Below are 21,639 nucleotides of genomic sequence, written 5' to 3' on the forward strand. Positions count from 1 at the left end.
GTGGCTGTGCAAGCTAGAAAGCGTCCCCGCATCGTGGTGATGGGTGGAGGAACCGGGCTGTCCGTTATGCTGCGGGGACTCAAGGAAAAGCCGCTCGATATTACGGCCATCGTTACCGTCGCTGATGATGGGGGAAGCTCCGGCATACTGCGTAGCGAATTGCAGATGCCGCCCCCGGGAGATATTCGAAATGTACTTACAGCGCTTGCCGATGTGGAGCCGCTGTTATCCGATATATTGAAATACCGTTTTAAGAATGGCTCGGGACTGGCCGGGCACAGCCTCGGCAATTTAATCTTGGCTGCCATGACGGATTTGCACGGTGATTTTGTCACGGCAGTCAAGGAGATGAGCCGGGTTTTTGTTGTTCGTGGACAGGTGCTGCCCGCGGCGGGTGAAGCTGTTATTTTGCATGCGGAGATGGAGGACGGTTCCATTGTGACCGGTGAATCCAAAATCCCGGAGGCTGGACAGCGCATTAAGCGGATCTTCCTGGAGCCGGAGCATGTCGAGCCGCTGCCGGAGGCGCTGGAGGCGATTCAGCAGGCCGATGCGATTCTGATCGGTCCGGGAAGCCTGTATACCAGTATTTTGCCCAATTTGCTTGTTCCCAAGCTTGCTGAAGCCATCGTATCCTCTGAGGCGATCAAAATGTTCGTGTGCAATGTGATGACGCAGCCTGGAGAAACCGATAATTATACGGTGAGCGATCATTTGCAGGCCGTTTACGATCATATTGGTCTTCATCTGTTCGATTATGTTATTGTAAATGATGGAGAAATCCCGCCTCAGGTTCAGGATAAGTATGCCCAGAAGGGGGCAAAGCCCGTGTTCCTGGATCGTGATGAGGTGACCAGCAGAGGGTACAAACTCATTGCAGATAAGCTTGTGCTATTTAGAACATACTTAAGGCATGACGCTGACAAGCTGAGCAACCATATTTTTCAGCTGGTACAGGATTGGATTACACGAAAGGGGTGAGTACCTTGTCCTTTGCGGCACAGACGAAGAAAGAACTGACAATGATCGAAAGCCAGAACTGCTGTGAAAAAGCCGAGCTGTCCGCGCTCATTCGGATGAACGGTTCTGTTCAGCTTTCGAACAAAAAGGTAATCCTGGATATTTCAACGGAAAATGCCGCGATTGCAAGACGTATTTATTCCTTAATTAAGAGGCATTTCCAGGCGCATACTGAACTTTTGGTGCGTAAAAAAATGCGTTTGAAGAAGAATAACGTATATATCGTTCGTATTCCCGCTCAGGTTCAGGAGATACTTAAAGAACTGCGCATCGTTTCCGAAGGCTTTCTGTTTCAATCGCGGATAGATAAACAAATCGTTCGCAAAAATTGCTGTAAACGCGCCTATTTGCGCGGTGCCTTTATGGCTGGCGGTTCAGTGAACAATCCGGAGGGATCTTCGTACCATCTGGAAATTGCCTCAATGTATGAAGAGCACTGCCAGTCCCTGGTGGACCTGGCGAATGAATTTCATCTGAACGCACGTTGCATCGAGCGGAAGAAAGGCTTTATCTTCTACATTAAGGAAGGCGAGAAAATTATCGAATTCCTTAATCTGATCGGTGCCCACCAGGCATTGTTCAAGTTCGAGGATGTCCGGATTATGCGGGATATGCGCAACTCGGTAAACCGGATCGTCAACTGCGAGACCGCCAACCTGAACAAAACGATCGGCGCGGCCGTCCGGCAGATCGAGAACATCAAGCTGCTCCAAAGGGAAATGGGTCTTGAGAATTTGCCCGATAAACTGCGGGAAGTGGCGGAAATTCGGCTGGCTCATCCGGACATGAATCTGAAGGAAGTCGGCGAGCTGCTTAAAGGAACCGTCAGCAAATCCGGCGTCAATCACCGTCTGCGCAAAATCGATGAATTGGCCGAAAAGATTCGGAATGGGTAAGAATTTTTTCTTCTAGTGTCCTGTATGGTAAAATGGTATAATATTATAAAATGTCAATCGCGCTTTCAATGCAGCAGATTTATTAGATAGGGGGTAATTTTCATGACAAAGCACCCGGTAGTCGTTCGGTTAAAGACGGGTCTTCACGCCAGACCGGCCGCGCTGTTCGTTCAGGAAGCGAATAAATACTCATCTGAAATCTTCGTTGAAAAAGATGATAAAAAAGTAAATGCCAAAAGTATCATGGGAATTATGAGCCTTGCGATCAGCTCTGGTACGGAAGTTTACATTAGTGCTGAGGGAGCCGACGCGGAGCAAGCGGTTACTTCACTCGTGAACTTGGTGAGCAAAGAGGAACTCGAGAACCAATAAGGGTATCCGTGATTGAAGTTTAAGAAAAGTCTTGTTACTGCAAGGCTTTTTTTGCTATCAAGTTCTTGTTGCTGTGATTCTCGCTTGTTTTTCGCGTACATAAGAATAGATTTCGAGAAGGGGCGGAGCTATCCGCCCTTTTTCAACATATACGAATTCATAAGTTTTTTTGGGTCCCCGCAAAGCATTTGGAATAAGCATCGCAGCATAGGCTCCACTTTGTGGGGTTGTTTTAGGTTGTTTTCCCAAAAGTAAGACTTCGTTTAACTTCAGTTTAACTTGTTGAACTATTCTTTCCTTACAGACAATAAACAGGGATGGAAGGGAAGAGGAAACGATGAGAGAAACGGATCATACTTCTATACAGGAAATAGCCCAGGAAAAGCCGGCCGGCAGCAGCAAAGCAGGTTCGCAGGCCTTCTTCCGGCTGTTGAAAGAAACGAAACCTCCGATGCTGCTGCTGATTGGAGCCATCCTGCTGAATGTGGTATCAACCCTGGTCGGACTTGTCATTCCGATGTTTACGAAGAGCCTGGTGGATGGCTTCTCCTTAACGGATATGAATTCTTCCCATATCATCGGGCTTGGAATCGCGTTTGTAGTGCAGACAATTGCCGCCGGGGTTTCGATTTTCTTGCTGAGTTATACCGGACAGAAGATGGTGGCTGCCCTTAGGGAACGGCTGTGGAAAAAGCTGCTTGTGCTGCCGATCCGCTACTTTGATCATAACCGTTCAGGGGAATCGGTCAGTCGAATGACGAATGATACAGGCGTGATCAAAAGTCTCATATCGGACCATGTGGCCGGATTTTTCAGCGGGATGATCTCCATTGTCGGTTCCATTGGGGTGCTCCTCTATTTAAACTGGAAGATGACGCTGACGATGTTCATCGTCATTCCGATTGCAGCGCTGATCCTTGTGCCGCTTGGCAAGAAAATGTACAAAATATCGCTTGGCATGCAAGACGAGACGGCGACGTTTACGGCGAATATCAGTCAGGTGCTGTCGGAGATTCGCCTGGTTAAAGCTTCTAACGCTGAGGACAGAGAGTATGAGAATGGGCATAAAGGTATCACCAATCTGCTGAATTTCGGGATCAAGGAAGGCGTGGTATCCGCCTGGATCGCTCCGCTGATGTCCTTCGTGCTGATGATGCTGCTGGTGGTTGTCATCGGGTATGGCGGACTTCAGGTATCGACAGGGGCACTGACCGCTGGCGAGCTGGTTGCGTTTATTCTGTATCTGATTCAGATCGTGATGCCAATGACGCAGTTGACGACGTTTTTTACCCAGTTTCAGAAGGCCAAAGGAGCAACGGAGCGAATATTGGAAACCCTGGATGCAGAGGAAGAGTCCATTTCGGCAGGTAGCGATGTGGTGAACGCGAATCAGCGGGTGTCCATCGAGAATCTTTCGTTTGGTTACAAGCCGGATGAGCTGGTACTGCATGATATAAGCTTTCAGATGGAGCCGGGCACGGTCACGGCAGTGGTGGGCCCGAGTGGCGGCGGTAAAACGACGCTGTTCTCCATGCTGGAGCGTTTTTACCTCCCGCAAAAAGGACAGATCCGATTGGGCAAAACGGCGATTGATACGTTCTCTTTACGCTCATGGCGCGGATTGATCGGCTATGTCTCACAGGATAGTCCCATGATCGCGGGAACCATCCGTGACAACTTATGTTATGGGATGGACCGGGAAGTGAGCGATGGGGAGATCCGAAGAGCGGCAGAAATGGCCTACGCCGATGGATTTATCGACGAGCTGCCTCATGGTTTTGATACGGATGTGGGTGAACGGGGCGTGAAGCTCTCCGGGGGCCAGCGGCAGCGGATTGCCATCGCCAGAGCCCTGCTGCGGGATCCGAAGATTCTGATGCTGGACGAAGCCACCTCCAGCCTGGACAGCCGTTCCGAGATTGAAGTGCAGAAGGCGCTTAAGAACCTGATGGCTGGACGGACAACAATTATTATTGCGCACCGATTATCCACGGTTGTAGGAGCGGATCAAATTATTTTCATTGAAAAAGGAACGGTAACCGGACGGGGAACGCATGATGAATTGATTGAGCAGCATGATATGTATAGAGAGTTTGCCGTGCAGCAGCTGCAGATGAATGAAACGGTCGAGCCTAAGGGCGCCTAGAAGATGCTGGGGAAGAAGGGATGGCCACCATGGCAAAAATATTGGTAGTGGACGACGACCCGAATATCCGCGAACTCATAAAGGTGTTCCTGGAGGAAGCGGGGATGGAAGGGGTGTTCGAAGCCTCGGACGGCGTCGAGGCCTTATCCGTCATGGATCAGACATCCGTCGATCTGGTCGTGATGGATATCATGATGCCGAATATGGACGGATGGGAGTTATGCCGGGAGATCCGGAAGAACACCGGTATTCCGGTGCTGATGCTGACGGCCAAAGGAGAAACGAGACAGATCGTAAAGGGCTTTGAGCTGGGTACCGACGATTATCTGGTGAAGCCCTTCGAGCCTGCGGAGCTCGTCGTTCGCGTCAAAGCGCTGCTGAAGCGGTATCAGGTAGCCGCATCACAGACGGTGACCATCGGCAAGCTGCAGATGAACCGCAGAACCTATGAGGTCAAGGCGGGCGATGAGGTCTTTACCCTGCCGCTGAAGGAGTTCGAGCTGCTCTTCAAGCTGGCCAGTTACCCGGGGAGCACGTTGCCGCGCGACCGGCTGATCGAGGATATTTGGGGTTATGACTTTGAAGGGAACGAACGCACGCTGGACGTTCACGTGAATCGGCTGCGGGAGCGATTCCCAGAGGAGAAGTACCGGTTCAGGATTCGAACGGTGCGCGGGCTGGGATATCGCCTGGAAGCAGGTGAGGGCTGATGAAAAAAACGCCCAAAATCTTGTGGAAGATCGTTCGAGAAACACTTCAGACGATCTTGGTCTTCGCGGTCTTGGGAGCGTCATGGACAGCGGCGACCTATGTGACTCGGTTTGTTTACACCTGGACGGGAACCCCGCCGTGGGATTATGTCATCCAGCTGATCGACTTGTTTGTCGGCGTGATCATCTTCTTCCTGTGCATGCTGGTCGTGGGCATGTTCTTCAAGCACCGGCAAATGGCCATGCTGAATTCCATTACGGATGCCATGCGGCGGATATCGCAGGGGGACTTCAATGTAAAGATGAACGAAAATGAATGGCGCGGGGAGTTCAAGATGATCGCGAGCGGCATTAACGACATGGCCGGCGAATTGGGGCGGATGGAGACCATGCGTCAGGATTTCATCTCTAATGTGTCCCATGAAATCCAATCCCCGCTTACTTCGATTCGGGGGTTTGCAAGGGCGCTCCGAAATCCCCGCCTCACGGAGGAGAAGAGAGCCCGTTACCTGGAGATTATCGAAGGAGAGAGCCGCCGCTTGTCGCAGCTGAGTGACAATCTGTTAAAGCTGTCATCCCTGGAAGGAGAGCAGCCGGCATTCGAAAGAGCGCGTTACCGGCTCGACGGGCAGCTGCGTGCGGTCGTGTTGGCGAATGAACCGCAATGGCTGGCGAAGCGGATTCAGGTGGATCTGGACCTCGCTGAGGTAGAGATTGAGGCCACGGAGGATCTGCTGAGTCAAGTGTGGACCAATTTGCTGCACAACAGCATCAAATTCACGCCCGAAGACGGCATGATCACGATTGTGCTGAAAGCAGGGGAAGACGGTGCCGAGGTTACGATATCGGATACGGGAGTCGGGATGTCGGAGTCGGATCAGCTGCATATATTCGAACGCTTCTACAAAGCCGATAAATCGCGCAATCGCGCCGCTGGCGGCAGTGGGCTGGGATTATCCATCGTGAAGCGGATCGTCGATATTCATCAGGGGAAGATAACGGTCCAATCCGAGCTAGGAAAGGGTTCAACGTTTACCGTGATGGTGCCTTATAAGCGATCTCTGGATACGAAGCATTGATTGAGCAGTGAAGGTTTGACATTAAAATTGTACGTGAAGATGTGACATGGACATGAAGTTGGATATGAAGATTCGAATATGAAGATTAGATGGGCTTGGATATGAAGAATAGATGGGTTTAATGAAGTACGTGGGGAGCTGACATAAAAAGGGCGCTGATCGTGTGACTCTCCTCCAGGAAGGCGGGAAGGTATAGAGAATTAGGACTGTTTCGGGGATGTTCCCAAGCAGATTTAGAACTAAGGTGTGAGGAGATGGCTGCTTACCCGCCATATCTGGAACAACTTGAACCGGATATGTCCATAGAACAGGAGTAAGGGCTATGATCGCCCCTACTCCTGTTTGAGCTGTGCGTGATGCGATATGGACAAACTCACCGAGTTGGGTTAAAGCAGGTGAATTAGCTAAAGCGGTCGCGAATTTAGCGGACACCAATGACCTTATTTGCCGAATTAAGCGCCGTATTCTAAAATAACGGACTCCAGATCCGTTATTTTAGGGTTTGTTTAGGTAAATGCCGCCTTTTGGAAGGAATAACGGATCCTTGGTCCGGAAGTTTCCGGAAAACCGCCATTTTCCCTCAAATAAGGTACTCTCGGTCCGTTAGCTCCACTAAAGCAGCGTGCAGCCACCGCACGACCACCGCAGTCGACTCTAATTTTAATGCACATGCCATTACTATCCGTATGTTAGTCTCACCCTAACGGGCTAGCCGGAAGGGTCACTGGTTACTGCTTGAATCTAGTCGACAGCCCTCCAAGCCTGCTCCGGACCACACACCGTGCGCACAGGGAGCAGTGCGCACAGGGAGCAGCCCGCACAGGGAGCAGCCCGCACAGGGAGCAGTGCGCACAGGGAGCAGTGCGCACAGTGAGCGCCCGCACAAGGAGCAGTGCGCACAGGGAGCAGTGAGCACAGGGAGCAGTGCGCACAGGGAGCAGTGAGCAGCCCGCACAGGGAGCAGTGCGCACAGGGAGCAGACCGCACAGAGAGCAGTACACACAAGGAGCAACCCGCAAGGTGCGTGCTGCCATGCCAAGCACACCCCGAGGGCCACGCACCGTGCGCACAGGGAGTTGTGCGCACGGATGATGCAGCCGCACGGCAGCAGCTTGTTAAAGATAGGTTAGCTGTATGATTACAGCACCTTCTCCAAAAAGCTGATCGTACGCTCATGCTTCGGTCTGCCGAATACTTCCTCCGGCGGGCCTTCCTCTACGATATACCCGCCATCCATAAAGATCACCCGGTCGGCAACCTCGCGGGCAAAGCCCATCTCGTGCGTGACGATCATCATCGTCATGCCTTCGCGTGCCAGATCCTTCATGACGCCGAGCACTTCGCCGACCATCTCCGGGTCCAGTGCTGAAGTCGGCTCGTCAAACAGCATGATGTCCGGATTCATCGCCAGCGCCCGGGCGATCGCCACACGCTGCTTCTGACCGCCTGAAAGCTGGCTTGGGAAGGCCTCCGCCTTATCGGACAGGCCTACTTGTTCCAGCAGCTTTAGCCCCGTGGCACGCGCCTCGGACGCGTTCTGCTTGCCCAGCTCCACCGGGGCAAATGTAATGTTCTTCAGCACGTTGAAGTGAGGGAACAGATTAAAGTGTTGGAACACCATCCCGATATTCTCCCGTGCCTTGTTGATGTCTGTTTTAGGGTCATTGATATCCTTGTCATGCACGAACACCCTGCCTGCCGTAATGTCCTCCAGTCGATTGATGCAGCGCAGGAAGGTGCTTTTGCCGGAGCCCGAAGGTCCGATGACACAAACAACCTCGCCTTCCTGGACCTGCATGTTGATGCCCTTCAGCACCTCGTTCGTGCCAAAGTTCTTCTTCAGTCCTTCTACGCGGATTTTATCCATGACGCACCTTCCCTTCCAGACGGCCAGAAATTTTGGTCAGAATCGTGATCACGACCAGATACATGATGGCCACCACGAGCCAGATATCAAACGAAGCGAACGTTCTTGCGATGATGATTTTCCCGGATTGGGTCAGTTCGACCAGACCGATTACCGACAGGATCGACGTATCCTTGAGCGTGATCACGAGCTGGTTAATAAAGGTCGGAATCATAACCTTAATCGCTTGGGGAATGATGATTTTCATCATGGCTTTGCGGTATGGCAGACCGAGTGAACGGGCAGCCTCCAGCTGTCCAGGGTCAATGGATTGGATACCGCCGCGAATAATTTCCGTGACATAAGCGCCGGCATTCAGGCTAAGTGTCAGGACCGCTGCCACGATCGGCGACATCGTGAATCCGAGCGCCTGCGGAATACCGAAGTAGATGAAGAAGGCTAGGACCAGCAGCGGTATGCCGCGGAAAATGTCCACGAATACGGTGGCGATCCCTCGGAGCCATTTATTGCGTCCGACCTTCATAAAACCGAATATTAATCCTAAGAAAAACGCAAAGAACAGCGATACGATGGTCAGCAGCAGCGTATTGCCAAGGCCCTTCAGCAACGAGGGCAGCGACTCCACGACCAGCTCCCAGCGGCTTTGACTCGCCGCACCTACCGCATTTTCGCCAATGTATTTTGCCTTAATACGTTCATATTCTCCGCTTGCCTTCAGGTTGATCAAGCCGGCATTGAATTTCTCCAGAAGCTCCTGGTTCCGTCCCTTGCCGACGGCAAATCCGTAGGAAGCGCCGGGCTCCATATCCGTAACGATCTTCAGTCCGTTGTTCTGCTCGACTCCGTATGCCAGCACGGGGAAGTCGTCAAAACAGGCAACAGAATTGCCAGTCCTGACATCGTCATACATCTGGGCCGAATCGTCAAAAGGCACGATGGTGAATCCGTACTTGGAGGATATGGATTCAGCAAAGCTGTAGCCCTCCGTACCGGTTTTAACGGCGACTTTTTTTCCTTTTAAATCCTCATACCCTTTGATGGACTCCTGATCTTTGCGAATGGCCATGACCACACCTGAGTCAAAATAAGGATCGGAGAAGTCGAATTTCTGCTTCCGCTCATCCGTGATGCTCATGCCGGCAATGACTCCGTCCACCTGGTTGGCTTCCAGCGCTTGAACTGCCGCATTGAAGCCGAGCGGCTTGATCTCATATTTGAAGTTCTGATCTTTCGCGATCGCATCCAGCAGATCCATGTCGATACCGACAAATTTGCCGCTTGCATCCTGGAATTCAAACGGGGCAAACGTAATGTCCGTTCCGATCTGATAGGTTTTACCGGAGGCTGGCTCTGCCGCGGCGCTTGCCGTCCCGTATGGCATGCCCGCTGCCATGAGTAGCAGCAGTGACATGAACGCGTATAACATCCGCAATGATTTCATAGTGACCTCCTCTTTTTAAACACCGATGTAAGTTAGTTACCCATTAAGGCTTCCTTATTAAACAGTTACTGCCTTCTTCATTGGGTATCTTATTTTGCTAATCAACCAATCATGCCTAGATATACCAATTAACAGGGGCGTATTAAAATAAGTTGAAGAAAAATTTTAAAACGCTCCGTTCCGGATGCAACATTTACCAATGCCCCCACGTTAGAAGGGTAAGGCAAGCATGGCAGCGATGCCAATATTGAAGGAGGCTGACAATAATGAAAAGATGGGTCAAACAAGTAGGTTCCATCATGATTGCAGGTGCACTGTTGACTGGAAGTACGGCTTTAGTAGGATTGAGCGGGGCAACCGAGGTGCATGCGGCGGAGGCGGCACAGCAAAACCTTCTTACCGTACTCGGTAAAGGCGAGATCTCGGTGAAGCCAGATATCGTATATCTTTCCATCGGGGCTGAATCATATGCGGAAACCGCAAAATCCGCACAGAAGAGCAATGCACAGAAAATGGATAAGATTACGAAGCTGTTGAAAGAAACATGGAAGATTGATGACAAGGATATCAAAACCGAACAGTTCTATGTCCAACCTAACTATACGTATTCCGATGATAATGGACGTAAAGTGAAGAATTACAGCGCCTATCATTCCCTGGAAGTCACCCTTCGCGACTTGAGCAAAGTGGGCGATCTGCTTGATGCAGCGTCCGATGCCGGCGCTAATTCCATTGGCAACGCCCGTTTCTCGGTCGAGAACCGTGATGCCTTCGAAGCTCAAGTGATAGATAAAGCCATGGCGAATGCGGACCTGAAAGCCCAAGCTATGGCAAAGGCCTCCAAGCGCCAGCTGGGTATCGTGCTAAACATTGTGGAAGGTTCAGTTGGTGTAGATAACATCTATGGCCTCGAAAAAATGGCGATGGAAGCACAGTCTACTGCAGCGGACGCGGGCGCCAACACATCCGTGAAGCCGGGCGAAATCAAAATCTCGACGCAGCTGTACGTGCAATATGAGCTGAAATAGCAGCTGTTTTCGACTAAGAATACTGAAAACCGTTCATCCTGGTCTTTCCGGGTGAACGGTTTTTTGTGCATCCCTATTCGGAAAATGAAATACCATAATCCGGTCCCATATCCGTGCCTTCCCCTGTCGAAATACGCAGAAAAGTGTTGTGTATAGGGGGAAAACGAGGTATAGTGAATATGCGAAAAACTGAACTTTATGTTAAACGTTAAAGCCATACCCATGGATATGGCTTTTTTTTCTTAGTAGAGACTTCTAGACGCTTCCACCCTTAAGAAACGGATTCTGCCAACCTGAGCACGATAGGCAGTATGACCGTTTCTTCTTAGTGGGGAACGTTTTTGTGCATACTGGTTAGCAGGAATGTACACATGGATTAGGTCGCATTTTGAAGAAGGGGTTGATGCATGTGATTGAACTTGTCCAGATCGAGAAGCATTTTCAGGGACAAGCGGTCGTGCATCCGCTGTCGCTCTCCATTAAAGAAGGGGAATTCCTGACTTTGCTGGGCCCCAGCGGCTGCGGCAAAACGACGATTCTCCGAATGATAGCAGGATTCGAACAGCCGACCAAAGGACAGGTCTGGCTGGCGGGTCAGAATGTGACGGAAATGCCTGCGAACAAGCGGGACTTGAATCTGGTATTCCAACACTATGCTCTGTTCCCGCATATGACCGTAGAAGACAATATCGCTTTTGGGTTGAAAATGAAAAAAATGCCGCGTCAGCTTATCAAGGAGCGGGTGGACGAGGCCGTTGCCATGACGCAGCTGACTCCCCTGCGGGAACGATTCCCGCACCAACTGTCCGGCGGACAGCAGCAGCGCGTGGCCATCGCCCGCGCCATCGCCAACAAACCGAAGGTACTGCTGCTGGATGAACCGCTTGGCGCGCTGGATTTGCAGCTGCGGAAGAACCTGCAGTCCGAGCTCAAGCATTTGCAGCGGACGCTCGGGATTACGTTTGTATATGTAACCCACGACCAAGAGGAAGCCATGATGCTCTCCGACCGGATCGTCATCATGAACCACGGACGGGTAGAGCAAATCGGCACGCCGCGCGAGATCTATGCGAAACCGCAAACGCTGTTTGCCGCCACGTTTGTTGGGGAGAATAACGTCTTCTCCTCGCCAGAGGGTCTTTTTGCCGTAAGGCCGGAGAAACTTATTCCGCAACGGGAATCGGGTGCCAGGAAGAGCGGCGTGATCGAGGATGTGCAGTACCTCGGCAGTGTTCATAAGCTGCTGGTCCAATTGGATGATGAACCGATGAAGGTCACGATTGCCTTGGATATCTCGGATGACCATCCTTGGGAGGTTGGTGAACGGGTCGGGGTGAACTGGAACACCAAAGATGAGGTGATCATCGGGCCATGAGGAAATCAAGGTTCCTGTTGACTCCGGTGCTGCTGTGGTTATCCCTGTTCCTGATCGTTCCGATGCTGATTGTGGTCGGCATCTCCCTGCTCTCGCGGGATTCGCTGGGGAATATCGTTTTTTCCTTTAGTCTCGAAGGCTATAAAACCTTTTTTGACCCTTTATATTTGGGGATTTACTGGGATACCCTGGTATTGTCGCTGCTGACTACGGTGATTTGCTTGTTAGTCAGCTATCCTTTGGCCTATTATATAGCCAACGCTTCCCCGCGTATCCAAACCTGGGGATTAATTCTGATCACGGTCCCGTTCTGGATTAACTTTCTGATCCGGACCTATGCTTGGGTTCTCCTGCTCCGGACGCAAGGCGTGGTGAACAGTCTGCTGCTGTGGATGGGATGGATCGACGAGCCGATTCAGATGCTGTATACGTATGGCGCCGTACTTCTCGGCATGGTCTATAACTTCATCCCCTTCATGGTGCTGCCGATTTACGTGGCTCTGGAGCAGATGGACAAGCGTCTGCTGGATGCGGCCAGCGATCTGGGCGCTTCCAGGTGGAAGGCATTCCGGCACATTACCTTCCCGCAAAGTAAATCCGGCATCATGACGGGAGCGGTTCTGGTGTATGTCTCGACTTCCGGGATGTTTGTAGTTACGGATATTTTGGGAGGCGCGAAGTCCTCCATGATCAGTAATATTATTCAGCAGCAGTTCCTGGGTGCGCGCAACTGGCCCTTTGGAGCGGCGTTGTCGGTGATCTTTGTGATTACGTCCCTCGTGCTGATCCTGCTCTTTAACCGGGCGATGCAAGCCCGCCATCAACGCGTAGGGGAGGGGAGATAAGTGAAGAAGAAGAATCACCCGCTGCTCGGGATTCACTCTTTCCTTATGATGGCTTTCATCTATGTACCGATCATCATGATCATCATCTATTCCTTTAACAACACGCGGCTTAGCGGCAACTGGGAAGGATTTACGTTGGATTGGTATGTGTCGCTGTTCGAGAACCGGCACGTGATGGAAGCGCTGATGAACAGTTTGACGGTGGCGGTCATATCGACGATCGTTTCCACCCTGCTCGGAACCGCAGCGGCACTCTCGCTTCGGAGTATGGGGCGCAGAGGTCGCAGCGGCATGAATGGGCTGCTGTATCTGCCGGTCATTATCCCGGATATTATTATGGGGCTGTCGCTGCTGGTTTTGTTCAGTCAACTTAATATGCCGCTCGGTAAAACGACCGTGATTATAGCCCATATCACCTTCAGTATGTCTTATGTATATGTTGTAGTTACGGCCAGATTGTCTGGAATGGGCAAACAGCTCGGTGAAGCGGCGCAGGATTTGGGAGCTACGCCTTGGCAGACGTTCCGGTACGTCACGCTGCCGCAGATTGCACCGGGCATTATCTCCGGAGCCCTGATTGCTTTTACGTTGTCATTGGATGACTTTATGGTCAGCTTTTTTGTCGCCGGCCCAAGCTCAACGACGCTGCCGATCTATATTTACGCTCAGGTGAAGCGTGGCATCTCGCCAGAGATTAACGCGCTATGTACGCTGCTCATTCTGGTCAGCATCACGCTGATTCTGTTAGCCCAATATATTCTTAACCGCGGCAGCGGGGAAAAGAAACATAAAACATTACCGATTTAAGCGATAGAAACGCTTTTTCGAAATAAAACATGGAACCGGAAAGAGAGGAGATATTGAATTGAAAAAATCAAGATGGACCCGCCTGCTGACGGCAGGCATGGTTGCGGTATTGTCTGTAGGACTGCTGGCCGGCTGCGGCTCAGATAAGGAGACGCTTCACATTTACAGCTGGGCGGATAACTTTGATCCCGAGGTGCTGAAGGACTTTGAAGAGAAGTTCGACGTGAAGGTAACCTACGACAATTACGCAAACAATGAAGACCTGCTGGCTAAAATCAAGGCTGGCGGCAGTGGATATGACCTCATTCAGCCGTCCGATTATATGGTGAAAACGATGATTGAATCGGAGCTGCTTGAGCCGCTTGATATGAATAATATCCCGAACTTCGTCAATCTTACGGATACTTTCAAAGATCCTTCTTATGACCCGGGCAATAAATATTCGATTGTCTACACGTCCGGTGTAACGGGAATTGCATATAACAAGAAGTATGTTAAGGACGAGATCAACAGCTGGGAAGACCTCTGGAACCCGGAATACAAGGGGAAAGTCCTGCTTCTGGACGACAACCGCGAAATGATCGGCATGGCGCTGAAGAAGCAGGGGAAATCCAACAGCAGTACGGATGAAGCGGAAATCACCGCAGCTACGGATGACCTGAAGACCTTGCTGCCCAATGTGCTCGCGTTTGATACGGATAACATCAAGCAGAAGATGATCCAAGAAGAAGGCTGGATTGCTACGGTCTGGTCCGGAGATGCGGCCTTTATTGCAGCTGAGAATCCGGATGTGGCGTATGTCGTGCCAGAAGAAGGGGCTACCATCTTCTCTGATAACTACGCGATTCCTAAGGGTGCCAAGAATAAAGAGCTGGCCGAGAAATTCATCAACTTCATGATGGAGCCTGAGGTCAGCGCCAAAAACTATGAATTCATCGGATACAGCAATCCGAACACCAAGGCGATGGAATTCCATAGCGAGGAATACCGCACCAATACGATGATCAACCTGACAGATGAAGAGCTGGGCCGTACCGAGTGGCTCGATAATGTCGGTGACTCGCTCTCAATCTATGATCGTCAGTGGTCCGAGCTGAAGAGCGGTCGTTAATGATAGCTTACATTTTCATATTTTTGTAATAAAAAAGTCTGTCCCATTGGGGGCAGGCTCTTTTTTTGTTTGCGAAGAATAGGCCCTAAGACCCCGAATAGGAAAAAATGGCCGATTTATACGAATTGAACCACAACTTTGGGGCCCGTCTCGTTGTTATATATAAGGGAAGGACGCAAATGACATAAACGAGGTTTCTATGCGTTTAATCAGAAAAGGAGAAAGCGGCTTGAGCGATGTGATGGGCTTGTTGGTTATTGCGGGAATCGTGGCTGGTGCTGGAGCGGTATTGCTTCTGAACTTCTTCAGGAAAAGCGCGCTGCATCTGCTGTTATTGAGTATTCACAGTGCACTCGTTGGCATCGGTTTTATTTTTCTTGCTTACGTTGTCCAAGGCAGTGAATTACTGCTGCTTGCGGGTTCATGTGCTCTCTTGTTCGGTGTGTTTCTTAGTGTAGCGGCGTGCGTACGGAAAGAATAATGAAAACATATAGGCCCTACGGCCTGGAATCAAAATTGTCACTGGCTTTGTTACCAATACATTGAAAGCTTTCCTTATAATGATTAAGGGTAATAGATTAACAACTAACGGAAACTTAATTTAACAAAGGTGGAATTCTAATATGAATCCTAAATTTCGTGTATGTGCATCATTAATTGCAACTAGCGTCCTGCTTGGCAGTCTGGGTTTGAGCGGACAGGTCATCGATGCAAGCGCCGCTAAGGCAACCGTTTCCGCCAGCCAAAAATCCTCAAAGAATGAAGTCGTACTGAAATGGAATGGCAAGACCCTGTCACAGAAAGGTCTCGTGCTGCACGGGGTAACTTATGTGCCGGCAACCGCTTTGCGGGACGGCCTGGGGATGCCTCTTAAATATGATGCAAAAAACCGTACGTATACACTGGGTAACGGTTATAACAAACTGAGCGCTATCGTATATGATTCAACTGAAATCGGTATTCTGGTAAATGGCTCGTATGCCGGCGAGCCTGGCGGACAGATCATGAATGGTCGTCTCTATGTGCCGTTCAAAACGATCAGCGAATACATGGGTGTTCAGGGGCAATGGAATCCTTCCTTGAAAACTCTCAGCATGACACAGAAGAAGCAGAATGACATCACCATTAAATCGGTAGCGCTGAAGAAGAAGATTCAGGGCGTGGATGCCGTTGTGAACTATCCTGTAATCAGCGGACTCGATAATGCAGAGGTTCAAGCCGAGATCAACAAAGTGCTGAAAGAAAATGCGTCCGGCGTAATCACCGGTGCCGAAGGGAATGCTGAGGAATTCCCGCCGTCGGAATCCAGTTTCCCATACGAATTCAGTGGTGACTTCGTGGTCCATTACAACCAGAACGACATCCTGAGCATTACGGCGTACGATTACTCGTATACCGGCGGCGCCCATGGCATGACCTTCCGTAAAAGCTTCACGTTCTCCTTGAAGGACGGCAAGCAGATGAAGCTGGGCGATTTCATCAACATGCAGGGCAAGAACAAGCAGAAGCTGAACAACCTTGTGCTGAGCAAGATGAAGAAAGAAGGAGGCTATCTCGGCGGATTTGAGGGCGTGCCGGCCGATGCTGATTTTTATGTGAAAGATAATGCTGCGGTGCTGTACTTCCAGCTTTATGAGTACACGGCGTATGCTTATGGATTTCCGGAGTTTGAGCTGAAACTGAAAGAGTGGAAGTAAGAGTATATGATAAGCGGTTTGTGTAAACTGTGATCATTTAATTTCATACCATAGCTTGTTGAGATATATGATGCTGTCCTGAAGTAACACTGTGCTGGAACCAATTGCGATAAATCCCTTGATCATGGAACGTGGAGAGTGTGTATTCTCCCTTCCAGCGATCAAGGGATTTTTTGTGTTTATCGAGGCAAATGGGTTTTCCTGTATTCCCCTCCCCTCAAGTTAAGGGAGGCCTTTTAGGAGGGGAGTGCCCTTACCGTCTTTATGTTTTATTGAAAAAATCGTACCGAAGTGAGAGTATCCTTGGAGGAGCAACGCGTTCGCCTTTGAAATCGGGAAACCTCCTTATCCATTCATTCATGTTTCCCGATTTCAACAGCGACCGGAGGGGATACACTCACTATTTAGTACTCGAAGTTTTCAATGAATCCAGAGGATAACAAAGGGCAGGAACCGGATAACGGCGCCTGCCCTTTGCTTCATTTCTTTTATAGTCCTTGCGGTGGTGTATTTTCCAGTACTTGATCGATCAGGCCATACTCTTTAGCTTCGTCAGCCGTCATGAAGTAGTCACGATCGGTATCCTTCTCAATGCGCTCCAGCGGTTGGCCCGTGCGTTCGGACAGGATGCGGTTCAGTTTGTCGCGCATTTTGAGAATGCGGCGAGCACGGATCTCAATATCCGTGGCTTGACCTTGTGCGCCGCCGAGCGGCTGGTGAATCATAATTTCGCTGTTAGGCAGACCGTAACGTTTGCCTTTAGCGCCTGCGTTGAGCAGGAATGCGCCCATGGAAGCAGCCATGCCGACACAGATCGTCGAAACGTCCGGCTTGATGAACTGCATCGTATCGAATATCGCCATACCCGCGGTAATGGAACCGCCAGGACTGTTGATGTAAAGATGAATATCCTTCTCAGGATCCTCAGCCGACAAGAACAGCATTTGAGCAATGATGGAATTGGCGACCACGTCATTTACGTCGGAGCCGAGGAAGATAATGCGGTCTTTCAGCAATCTGGAATAGATGTCGTATGCCCGCTCACCGCGGTTGCTTTGTTCAACGACCATAGGTATAAAACTCACGTGGAAAACCTCCTCTTAAGTACCTCATATAAATACTGTTACCGTATTACCCACATGATAAACAATTTAAATCAAAAAGTCAAAGATAGTCAAACTATTGGGTAAAAAAAAGAGCCGTCATGGGCACTTTAGGGTAATCAGTATAGAGAATAAAGATAAAATGGCGCGCCCGCGAGGAATCGAACCTCGATCTCAGGCTCCGGAGGCCTACGTCATATCCATTGGACCACGGGCGCATAAGAGAAACGTCTATCGACGTACATTCAAAGAAGACAGACCGCGTTTAGCAGTAGTTTTTCTTGCGATATCAGGAAGCTGACTCCGCGAAGTTTATACTTTCTGATATCTAAAAAAATTAGCAACGAAGTTGATTATACCGCATCTTTTTCAAAAATACAATAGCAGGCAAAACTTTGTTCCTATTATATAGACAAGCCTGTAGTTGGTCATAATGTATAAGAATGCCTGGGGCAGAGAAATATACTTTCGGACACTTGCAACCGGCCTGATTATTGGTTAGAATAAGGGTGGGACTTAAAAAGTTTGACTGGGACATTTTACGACCAGGCAGAGGAGAGCCGAGACGAAGTTTGCAGGAGTGGAATGCATGCGTAACCTATTAGAAATACAAGAGCAGCTTCTGCCGGATCTGATGGACACTCTTAAACGAAGGTATTCCATCCTTCATCAGATCAAGTTGTCCGGAATTGTTGGCCGAAGAACACTGGCTTCATCACTCTCGATGACCGAGCGTGTCCTCAGAGCAGAGACGGATCTTCTGAAAGCGCAAGGGCTGATCGAGATTGAAACGCTTGGCATGCGGATCAGCAGTTCAGGGGTATGTTTGCTGGAGGAACTGGAACCGGTTATGAATGAGTTATTCGGACTGGTTGAACTGGAAGAGAAGATCCGTCAGGCTTACGGGCTTCGTAAAGTGGTCATTATTCCCGGTGACAGTGAGTCATCTCCGGAAGTCAAACGCGAGCTTGGCCGTGCCGGAGCAAGAACGCTGCTAAGCTTTGTACAGGATGGAGATACGATTGCCGTAACAGGCGGCTCCACGCTTGCCGAAGTAGCAGAGCAGATGTCCTCTTTGCCTGGTGGCGAACCGCTGACAAGCACATGGTTTGTGCCTGCCCGGGGCGGTCTCGGGGAGAGTGTCGAGATTCAAGCGAACACCATTGCCTCTAAGATGGCTAAGCGCGTGGGAGCTGAGTACCGATTGCTGCATGTACCGGATCTGCTTAGCGAGGATGCCTACCAGTCTTTGGTGCAGGATCAGCATATCCAGGAGATTGTGGATGTGATCAGGCGCTGCCGAGTCATTATTCACGGCATCGGAGATGCCATGGAAATGGCAAGAAGACGCAAGCTGGATGAAAACTCGATTCAGAACTTGCAGGCCGATGGCGCGATTGCGGAATCCTTCGGCTACTACTTTAGTGAAGATGGCGAAGTTGTCCACAAAATGCTTACCCTCGGGCTGCGGCTTGAGGATATTATGCGGACGGAGACGATCATCGGCATTGCTGGGGGTCAAGGCAAGGGCAAGGCGATTCACGCGGTGCTGAAATTCGGACATGAGGATATTCTCGTTACCGATGAAGCCGCGGCACTGGAAGTCGAGAAGGAGATTGACGCCGGTATTTGAATCCACGGGCGTACAATTGATTTTTCATTATTGTTGTCTTGATTGGCTTAACGGCCAATCTTGAATATATAAATTTTACAAATATGGAGGGAACTACTCATGGTTAAAGTAGGTATTAACGGTTTTGGACGTATTGGACGTAACGTGTTCCGCGCTGCGCTGAACAACAGCGAAGTTGAAATCGTGGCAATCAACGATTTGACGGATGTAAAAACGCTGGCACACCTTTTGAAATATGACACAACTCACGGCAGACTTAATGCAACGGTTGAAGCTAAAGAAGGCGCACTCGTTGTAAACGGCCGTGAAGTGAAAGTATTCGCTGAGCGTAACCCAGAAGCATTGCCTTGGGCTGAGTATGGCGTAGAAATCGTTGTAGAATCCACTGGTATTTTCACAGCGAAAGACAAAGCTTCCGCTCACTTGAAAGGCGGCGCTAAGAAAGTTATCATCTCCGCTCCAGCAACTGACGAAGATATCACGATCGTTATGGGCGTTAACGAAGACAAATACGATGCAGCTAACCATACTGTAATCTCCAACGCTTCTTGTACGACAAACTGCTTGGCTCCTTTTGCTAAAGTTCTTGACGAGAAGTTCGGTATCGTTAAAGGTATGATGACTACAGTTCACTCCTACACGAATGACCAGCAAGTGCTTGATCTTCCGCACAAAGATCTGCGTCGTGCTCGTGCAGCTGCTGAGAACATCATTCCATCCACAACAGGTGCTGCTAAAGCGGTTAGCCTCGTTCTGCCACAATTGAAAGGCAAATTGAACGGTATGGCAATGCGTGTACCTACAAAGAACGTTTCCGTAACGGACCTCGTAGTTGAGCTGTCCAAAAACGTAACGCTTGAAGATGTAAACGGAGCACTGAAAGCTGCTGCTGAAGGCCCGCTCAAAGGCATCTTGAACTACTCCGAAGAGCCGCTTGTATCCAGCGACTACAATGGCGACCCAGCTTCTTCCACGATCGATTCGCTCTCCACTATGGTAGTTGGCGACAACATGGTGAAAGTTGTTTCTTGGTATGACAACGAGTGGGGCTACTCCAACCGTGTCGTTGACCTCGCTGCTTACATCGCAAGCAAAGGTCTGTAATTGATCTAGCCATACAATCGAAGAGGAGTTCCGTTTCACGGGTCTCCTCTTTGGTTCATGGTTTTTCCTTGTTTTCATGCCAGAGCACTGGGAAGAATAGACAAGATCCGGGCGCTGGTTAGCGATAGAGAGAAACGAGAGCAACTGCATGCTGTCGGTGAGGAGAATAGTTTTCTTAGGAGGAACGTGGAGATGAACAAGAAAAGTGTACGTGATGTAGAAGTAAGCGGCAAACGGGTGTTTGTCCGCGTCGATTTCAATGTACCGCTCGAAGATGGTAAAATTACAGACGACACTCGTATTCGCGAGACTTTGCCGACCATTAAATATTTGGTAGAGCAAGGAGCGAAAGTCATCCTGGCCAGCCACATGGGCCGTCCAAAAGGTGAGGTCGTTGAATCTTTGCGCCTGACTCCGGCAAGTCAGCGTCTGTCCGAGCTGCTCGGCAAACCGGTAGCCAAAGCGGATGAAGCCGTAGGAGAAGCGGTTAAAGCGCAGGTAGAGAAGCTGCAAAACGGCGATGTGCTCGTGCTTGAAAATGTTCGTTTTTACGCTGGTGAAGAGAAGAATGATCCGGAACTTGCGAAGCAATTCGCTGAACTGGCCGATCTGTTCGTGAATGACGCGTTTGGTGCTGCTCACCGTGCGCACGCTTCGACAGAAGGTATCGCTCATCATCTTCCGGCTGTATCGGGATTGTTGATGGAAAAAGAGCTGTCCGTTCTCGGCAAAGCCCTTTCGAATCCGGACCGTCCTTTTACCGCCATCATCGGTGGATCGAAGGTTAAGGACAAAATCGACGTGATCGACAACCTGCTTACGCTTGCTGACAATGTCATCATCGGCGGTGGACTTGCTTACACGTTCTTCAAAGCTCAAGGCCATGAAATTGGTCAATCTCTGCTTGATAAAGAGAAGCTTGATGTTGCACTCGGTTTTATCGAGAAAGCTAAAGAGCTGGGCAAAAACTTCTACCTGCCGGAAGATATCGTCGTTACGGACGAGTTCAGTGCAGACGCGAATACCAAGATCGTTGATATCGACGGCATCCCAGCCGATTGGGAAGGCGTTGACATCGGTCCTAAGACTCGCGCCAAGTATGCAGAAGTGATCAAGAACTCCAAACTTGTCGTGTGGAACGGTCCTATGGGTGTATTCGAAATCGCTCCGTTCAGCAACGGTACTCGTGAAGTGGCACAAGCTTGTGCGGATACGGAAGCTTACACGATTATCGGCGGCGGCGACTCGGCTGCAGCAGCGGAGAAATTCGGCCTTGCCGACAAGATGAATCACATCTCGACAGGCGGCGGTGCATCTCTTGAGTTCATGGAAGGCAAAGCACTTCCTGGTGTTGTGGCACTGAACGATAAATAGAAATAGGCACTACAATTGGATAGCAAGTGGA

General features: G+C 50.1%; 19 protein-coding genes and 1 tRNA gene. 16 read left to right on the forward strand and 4 right to left on the reverse strand.

The window, feature by feature from the left end; genetic code table 11:
• Window positions 1–39 precede the first annotated feature (39 nt).
• The 6 genes from PAEVO_RS21415 (at window position 40) to PAEVO_RS21440 (ending at window position 6,223) form a co-directional block, all read left to right on the forward strand.
• On the forward strand, window positions 40–981 hold the full coding sequence (locus PAEVO_RS21415) for a gluconeogenesis factor YvcK family protein (RefSeq protein WP_174819264.1): 942 nt from the start codon (window positions 40–42) through the stop codon (window positions 979–981).
• Between the two features lie 5 nt (window positions 982–986).
• Window positions 987–1,916 (forward strand): DNA-binding protein WhiA, encoded by a 930-nt coding sequence (gene whiA, locus PAEVO_RS21420; protein WP_100539578.1) that lies wholly within the window; start codon window positions 987–989, stop codon window positions 1,914–1,916.
• A 102-nt stretch (window positions 1,917–2,018) separates the two neighbouring features.
• Window positions 2,019–2,288, forward strand: a complete 270-nt coding sequence (locus tag PAEVO_RS21425) for an HPr family phosphocarrier protein (protein WP_006207570.1) — start codon at window positions 2,019–2,021, stop codon at window positions 2,286–2,288.
• Between the two features lie 337 nt (window positions 2,289–2,625).
• Complete coding sequence (locus PAEVO_RS21430) at window positions 2,626–4,434, forward strand: ABC transporter ATP-binding protein (RefSeq protein WP_100539579.1); 1,809 nt, start codon at window positions 2,626–2,628, stop codon at window positions 4,432–4,434.
• A 29-nt stretch (window positions 4,435–4,463) separates the two neighbouring features.
• The gene (locus PAEVO_RS21435; protein WP_100539580.1) at window positions 4,464–5,144 is read left to right on the forward strand and encodes a response regulator transcription factor; all 681 of its coding nucleotides are present in this window, start codon (window positions 4,464–4,466) and stop codon (window positions 5,142–5,144) included.
• Window positions 5,144–6,223 carry a HAMP domain-containing sensor histidine kinase gene (locus PAEVO_RS21440; protein ID WP_100539581.1) on the forward strand — a complete coding sequence of 360 codons (1,080 nt, stop codon included), beginning with the start codon at window positions 5,144–5,146 and terminating at the stop codon, window positions 6,221–6,223. Before PAEVO_RS21435 ends, PAEVO_RS21440 begins: the two co-directional genes overlap by 1 nt.
• Before the next feature lie 1,138 nt (window positions 6,224–7,361).
• On the opposite strand, the gene PAEVO_RS21445 is transcribed toward PAEVO_RS21440, so the two are convergent.
• Window positions 7,362–8,090 carry an amino acid ABC transporter ATP-binding protein gene (locus PAEVO_RS21445; RefSeq protein ID WP_100539582.1) on the reverse strand — a complete coding sequence of 243 codons (729 nt, stop codon included), beginning with the start codon at window positions 8,088–8,090 and terminating at the stop codon, window positions 7,362–7,364.
• On the reverse strand, window positions 8,083–9,471 hold the full coding sequence (locus tag PAEVO_RS21450) for an amino acid ABC transporter substrate-binding protein/permease (protein WP_243390924.1): 1,389 nt from the start codon (window positions 9,469–9,471) through the stop codon (window positions 8,083–8,085). Before PAEVO_RS21450 ends, PAEVO_RS21445 begins: the two co-directional genes overlap by 8 nt.
• A gap of 326 nt (window positions 9,472–9,797) precedes the next feature.
• On the opposite strand from PAEVO_RS21450, the gene PAEVO_RS21455 reads away from it, so the two are divergent.
• The 7 genes from PAEVO_RS21455 to PAEVO_RS21485 all read left to right on the forward strand — a co-directional run bounded on the left by PAEVO_RS21455 (window position 9,798) and on the right by PAEVO_RS21485 (window position 16,394).
• Window positions 9,798–10,559: an SIMPL domain-containing protein gene (locus PAEVO_RS21455; RefSeq protein WP_100539584.1), complete on the forward strand. Its 762-nt coding sequence runs from the start codon at window positions 9,798–9,800 to the stop codon at window positions 10,557–10,559.
• 403 nt (window positions 10,560–10,962) lie between these two features.
• Window positions 10,963–11,934, forward strand: a complete 972-nt coding sequence (locus PAEVO_RS21460; RefSeq protein ID WP_100539585.1) for an ABC transporter ATP-binding protein — start codon at window positions 10,963–10,965, stop codon at window positions 11,932–11,934.
• The gene (locus PAEVO_RS21465; RefSeq protein WP_100539586.1) at window positions 11,931–12,779 is read left to right on the forward strand and encodes an ABC transporter permease; all 849 of its coding nucleotides are present in this window, start codon (window positions 11,931–11,933) and stop codon (window positions 12,777–12,779) included. The genes PAEVO_RS21460 and PAEVO_RS21465 overlap by 4 nt, the downstream gene beginning before the upstream one ends.
• Complete coding sequence (locus PAEVO_RS21470) at window positions 12,780–13,586, forward strand: ABC transporter permease (protein WP_100539587.1); 807 nt, start codon at window positions 12,780–12,782, stop codon at window positions 13,584–13,586. It begins immediately after the preceding gene.
• 58 nt (window positions 13,587–13,644) lie between these two features.
• Complete coding sequence (locus PAEVO_RS21475; protein ID WP_100539588.1) at window positions 13,645–14,697, forward strand: ABC transporter substrate-binding protein; 1,053 nt, start codon at window positions 13,645–13,647, stop codon at window positions 14,695–14,697.
• A gap of 199 nt (window positions 14,698–14,896) precedes the next feature.
• Window positions 14,897–15,178, forward strand: coding sequence for a hypothetical protein (locus PAEVO_RS21480; RefSeq protein ID WP_243390887.1), 282 nt, complete (start codon window positions 14,897–14,899; stop codon window positions 15,176–15,178).
• A gap of 142 nt (window positions 15,179–15,320) precedes the next feature.
• Window positions 15,321–16,394 (forward strand): PdaC/SigV domain-containing protein, encoded by a 1,074-nt coding sequence (locus PAEVO_RS21485; RefSeq protein ID WP_100539590.1) that lies wholly within the window; start codon window positions 15,321–15,323, stop codon window positions 16,392–16,394.
• A gap of 488 nt (window positions 16,395–16,882) precedes the next feature.
• Here the strand turns inward: PAEVO_RS21485 and clpP are convergent, their stop codons facing one another.
• Together clpP and PAEVO_RS21495 are read right to left on the reverse strand one after the other, a co-directional pair.
• On the reverse strand, window positions 16,883–17,479 hold the full coding sequence (clpP, locus tag PAEVO_RS21490; RefSeq protein WP_009593635.1) for an ATP-dependent Clp endopeptidase proteolytic subunit ClpP: 597 nt from the start codon (window positions 17,477–17,479) through the stop codon (window positions 16,883–16,885).
• Window positions 17,480–17,640: 161 nt separating this feature from the next.
• A tRNA-Arg gene (locus PAEVO_RS21495) sits at window positions 17,641–17,715 on the reverse strand.
• Between the two features lie 371 nt (window positions 17,716–18,086).
• Between PAEVO_RS21495 and PAEVO_RS21500 the strand changes: the two genes are divergently transcribed.
• The 3 genes from PAEVO_RS21500 to PAEVO_RS21510 all read left to right on the forward strand — a co-directional run bounded on the left by PAEVO_RS21500 (window position 18,087) and on the right by PAEVO_RS21510 (window position 21,608).
• Window positions 18,087–19,130, forward strand: a complete 1,044-nt coding sequence (locus tag PAEVO_RS21500; RefSeq protein ID WP_100539591.1) for a sugar-binding transcriptional regulator — start codon at window positions 18,087–18,089, stop codon at window positions 19,128–19,130.
• 99 nt (window positions 19,131–19,229) lie between these two features.
• Window positions 19,230–20,234: a type I glyceraldehyde-3-phosphate dehydrogenase gene (gene gap / locus PAEVO_RS21505; RefSeq protein ID WP_098741346.1), complete on the forward strand. Its 1,005-nt coding sequence runs from the start codon at window positions 19,230–19,232 to the stop codon at window positions 20,232–20,234.
• 192 nt (window positions 20,235–20,426) lie between these two features.
• On the forward strand, window positions 20,427–21,608 hold the full coding sequence (locus tag PAEVO_RS21510) for a phosphoglycerate kinase (RefSeq protein WP_100539592.1): 1,182 nt from the start codon (window positions 20,427–20,429) through the stop codon (window positions 21,606–21,608).
• Window positions 21,609–21,639 lie beyond the last annotated feature (31 nt).

The sequence above is a fragment of the Paenibacillus sp. GM2FR genome (assembly GCF_002803325.1).
GTDB lineage: Bacteria > Bacillota > Bacilli > Paenibacillales > Paenibacillaceae > Paenibacillus_AQ > Paenibacillus_AQ lautus.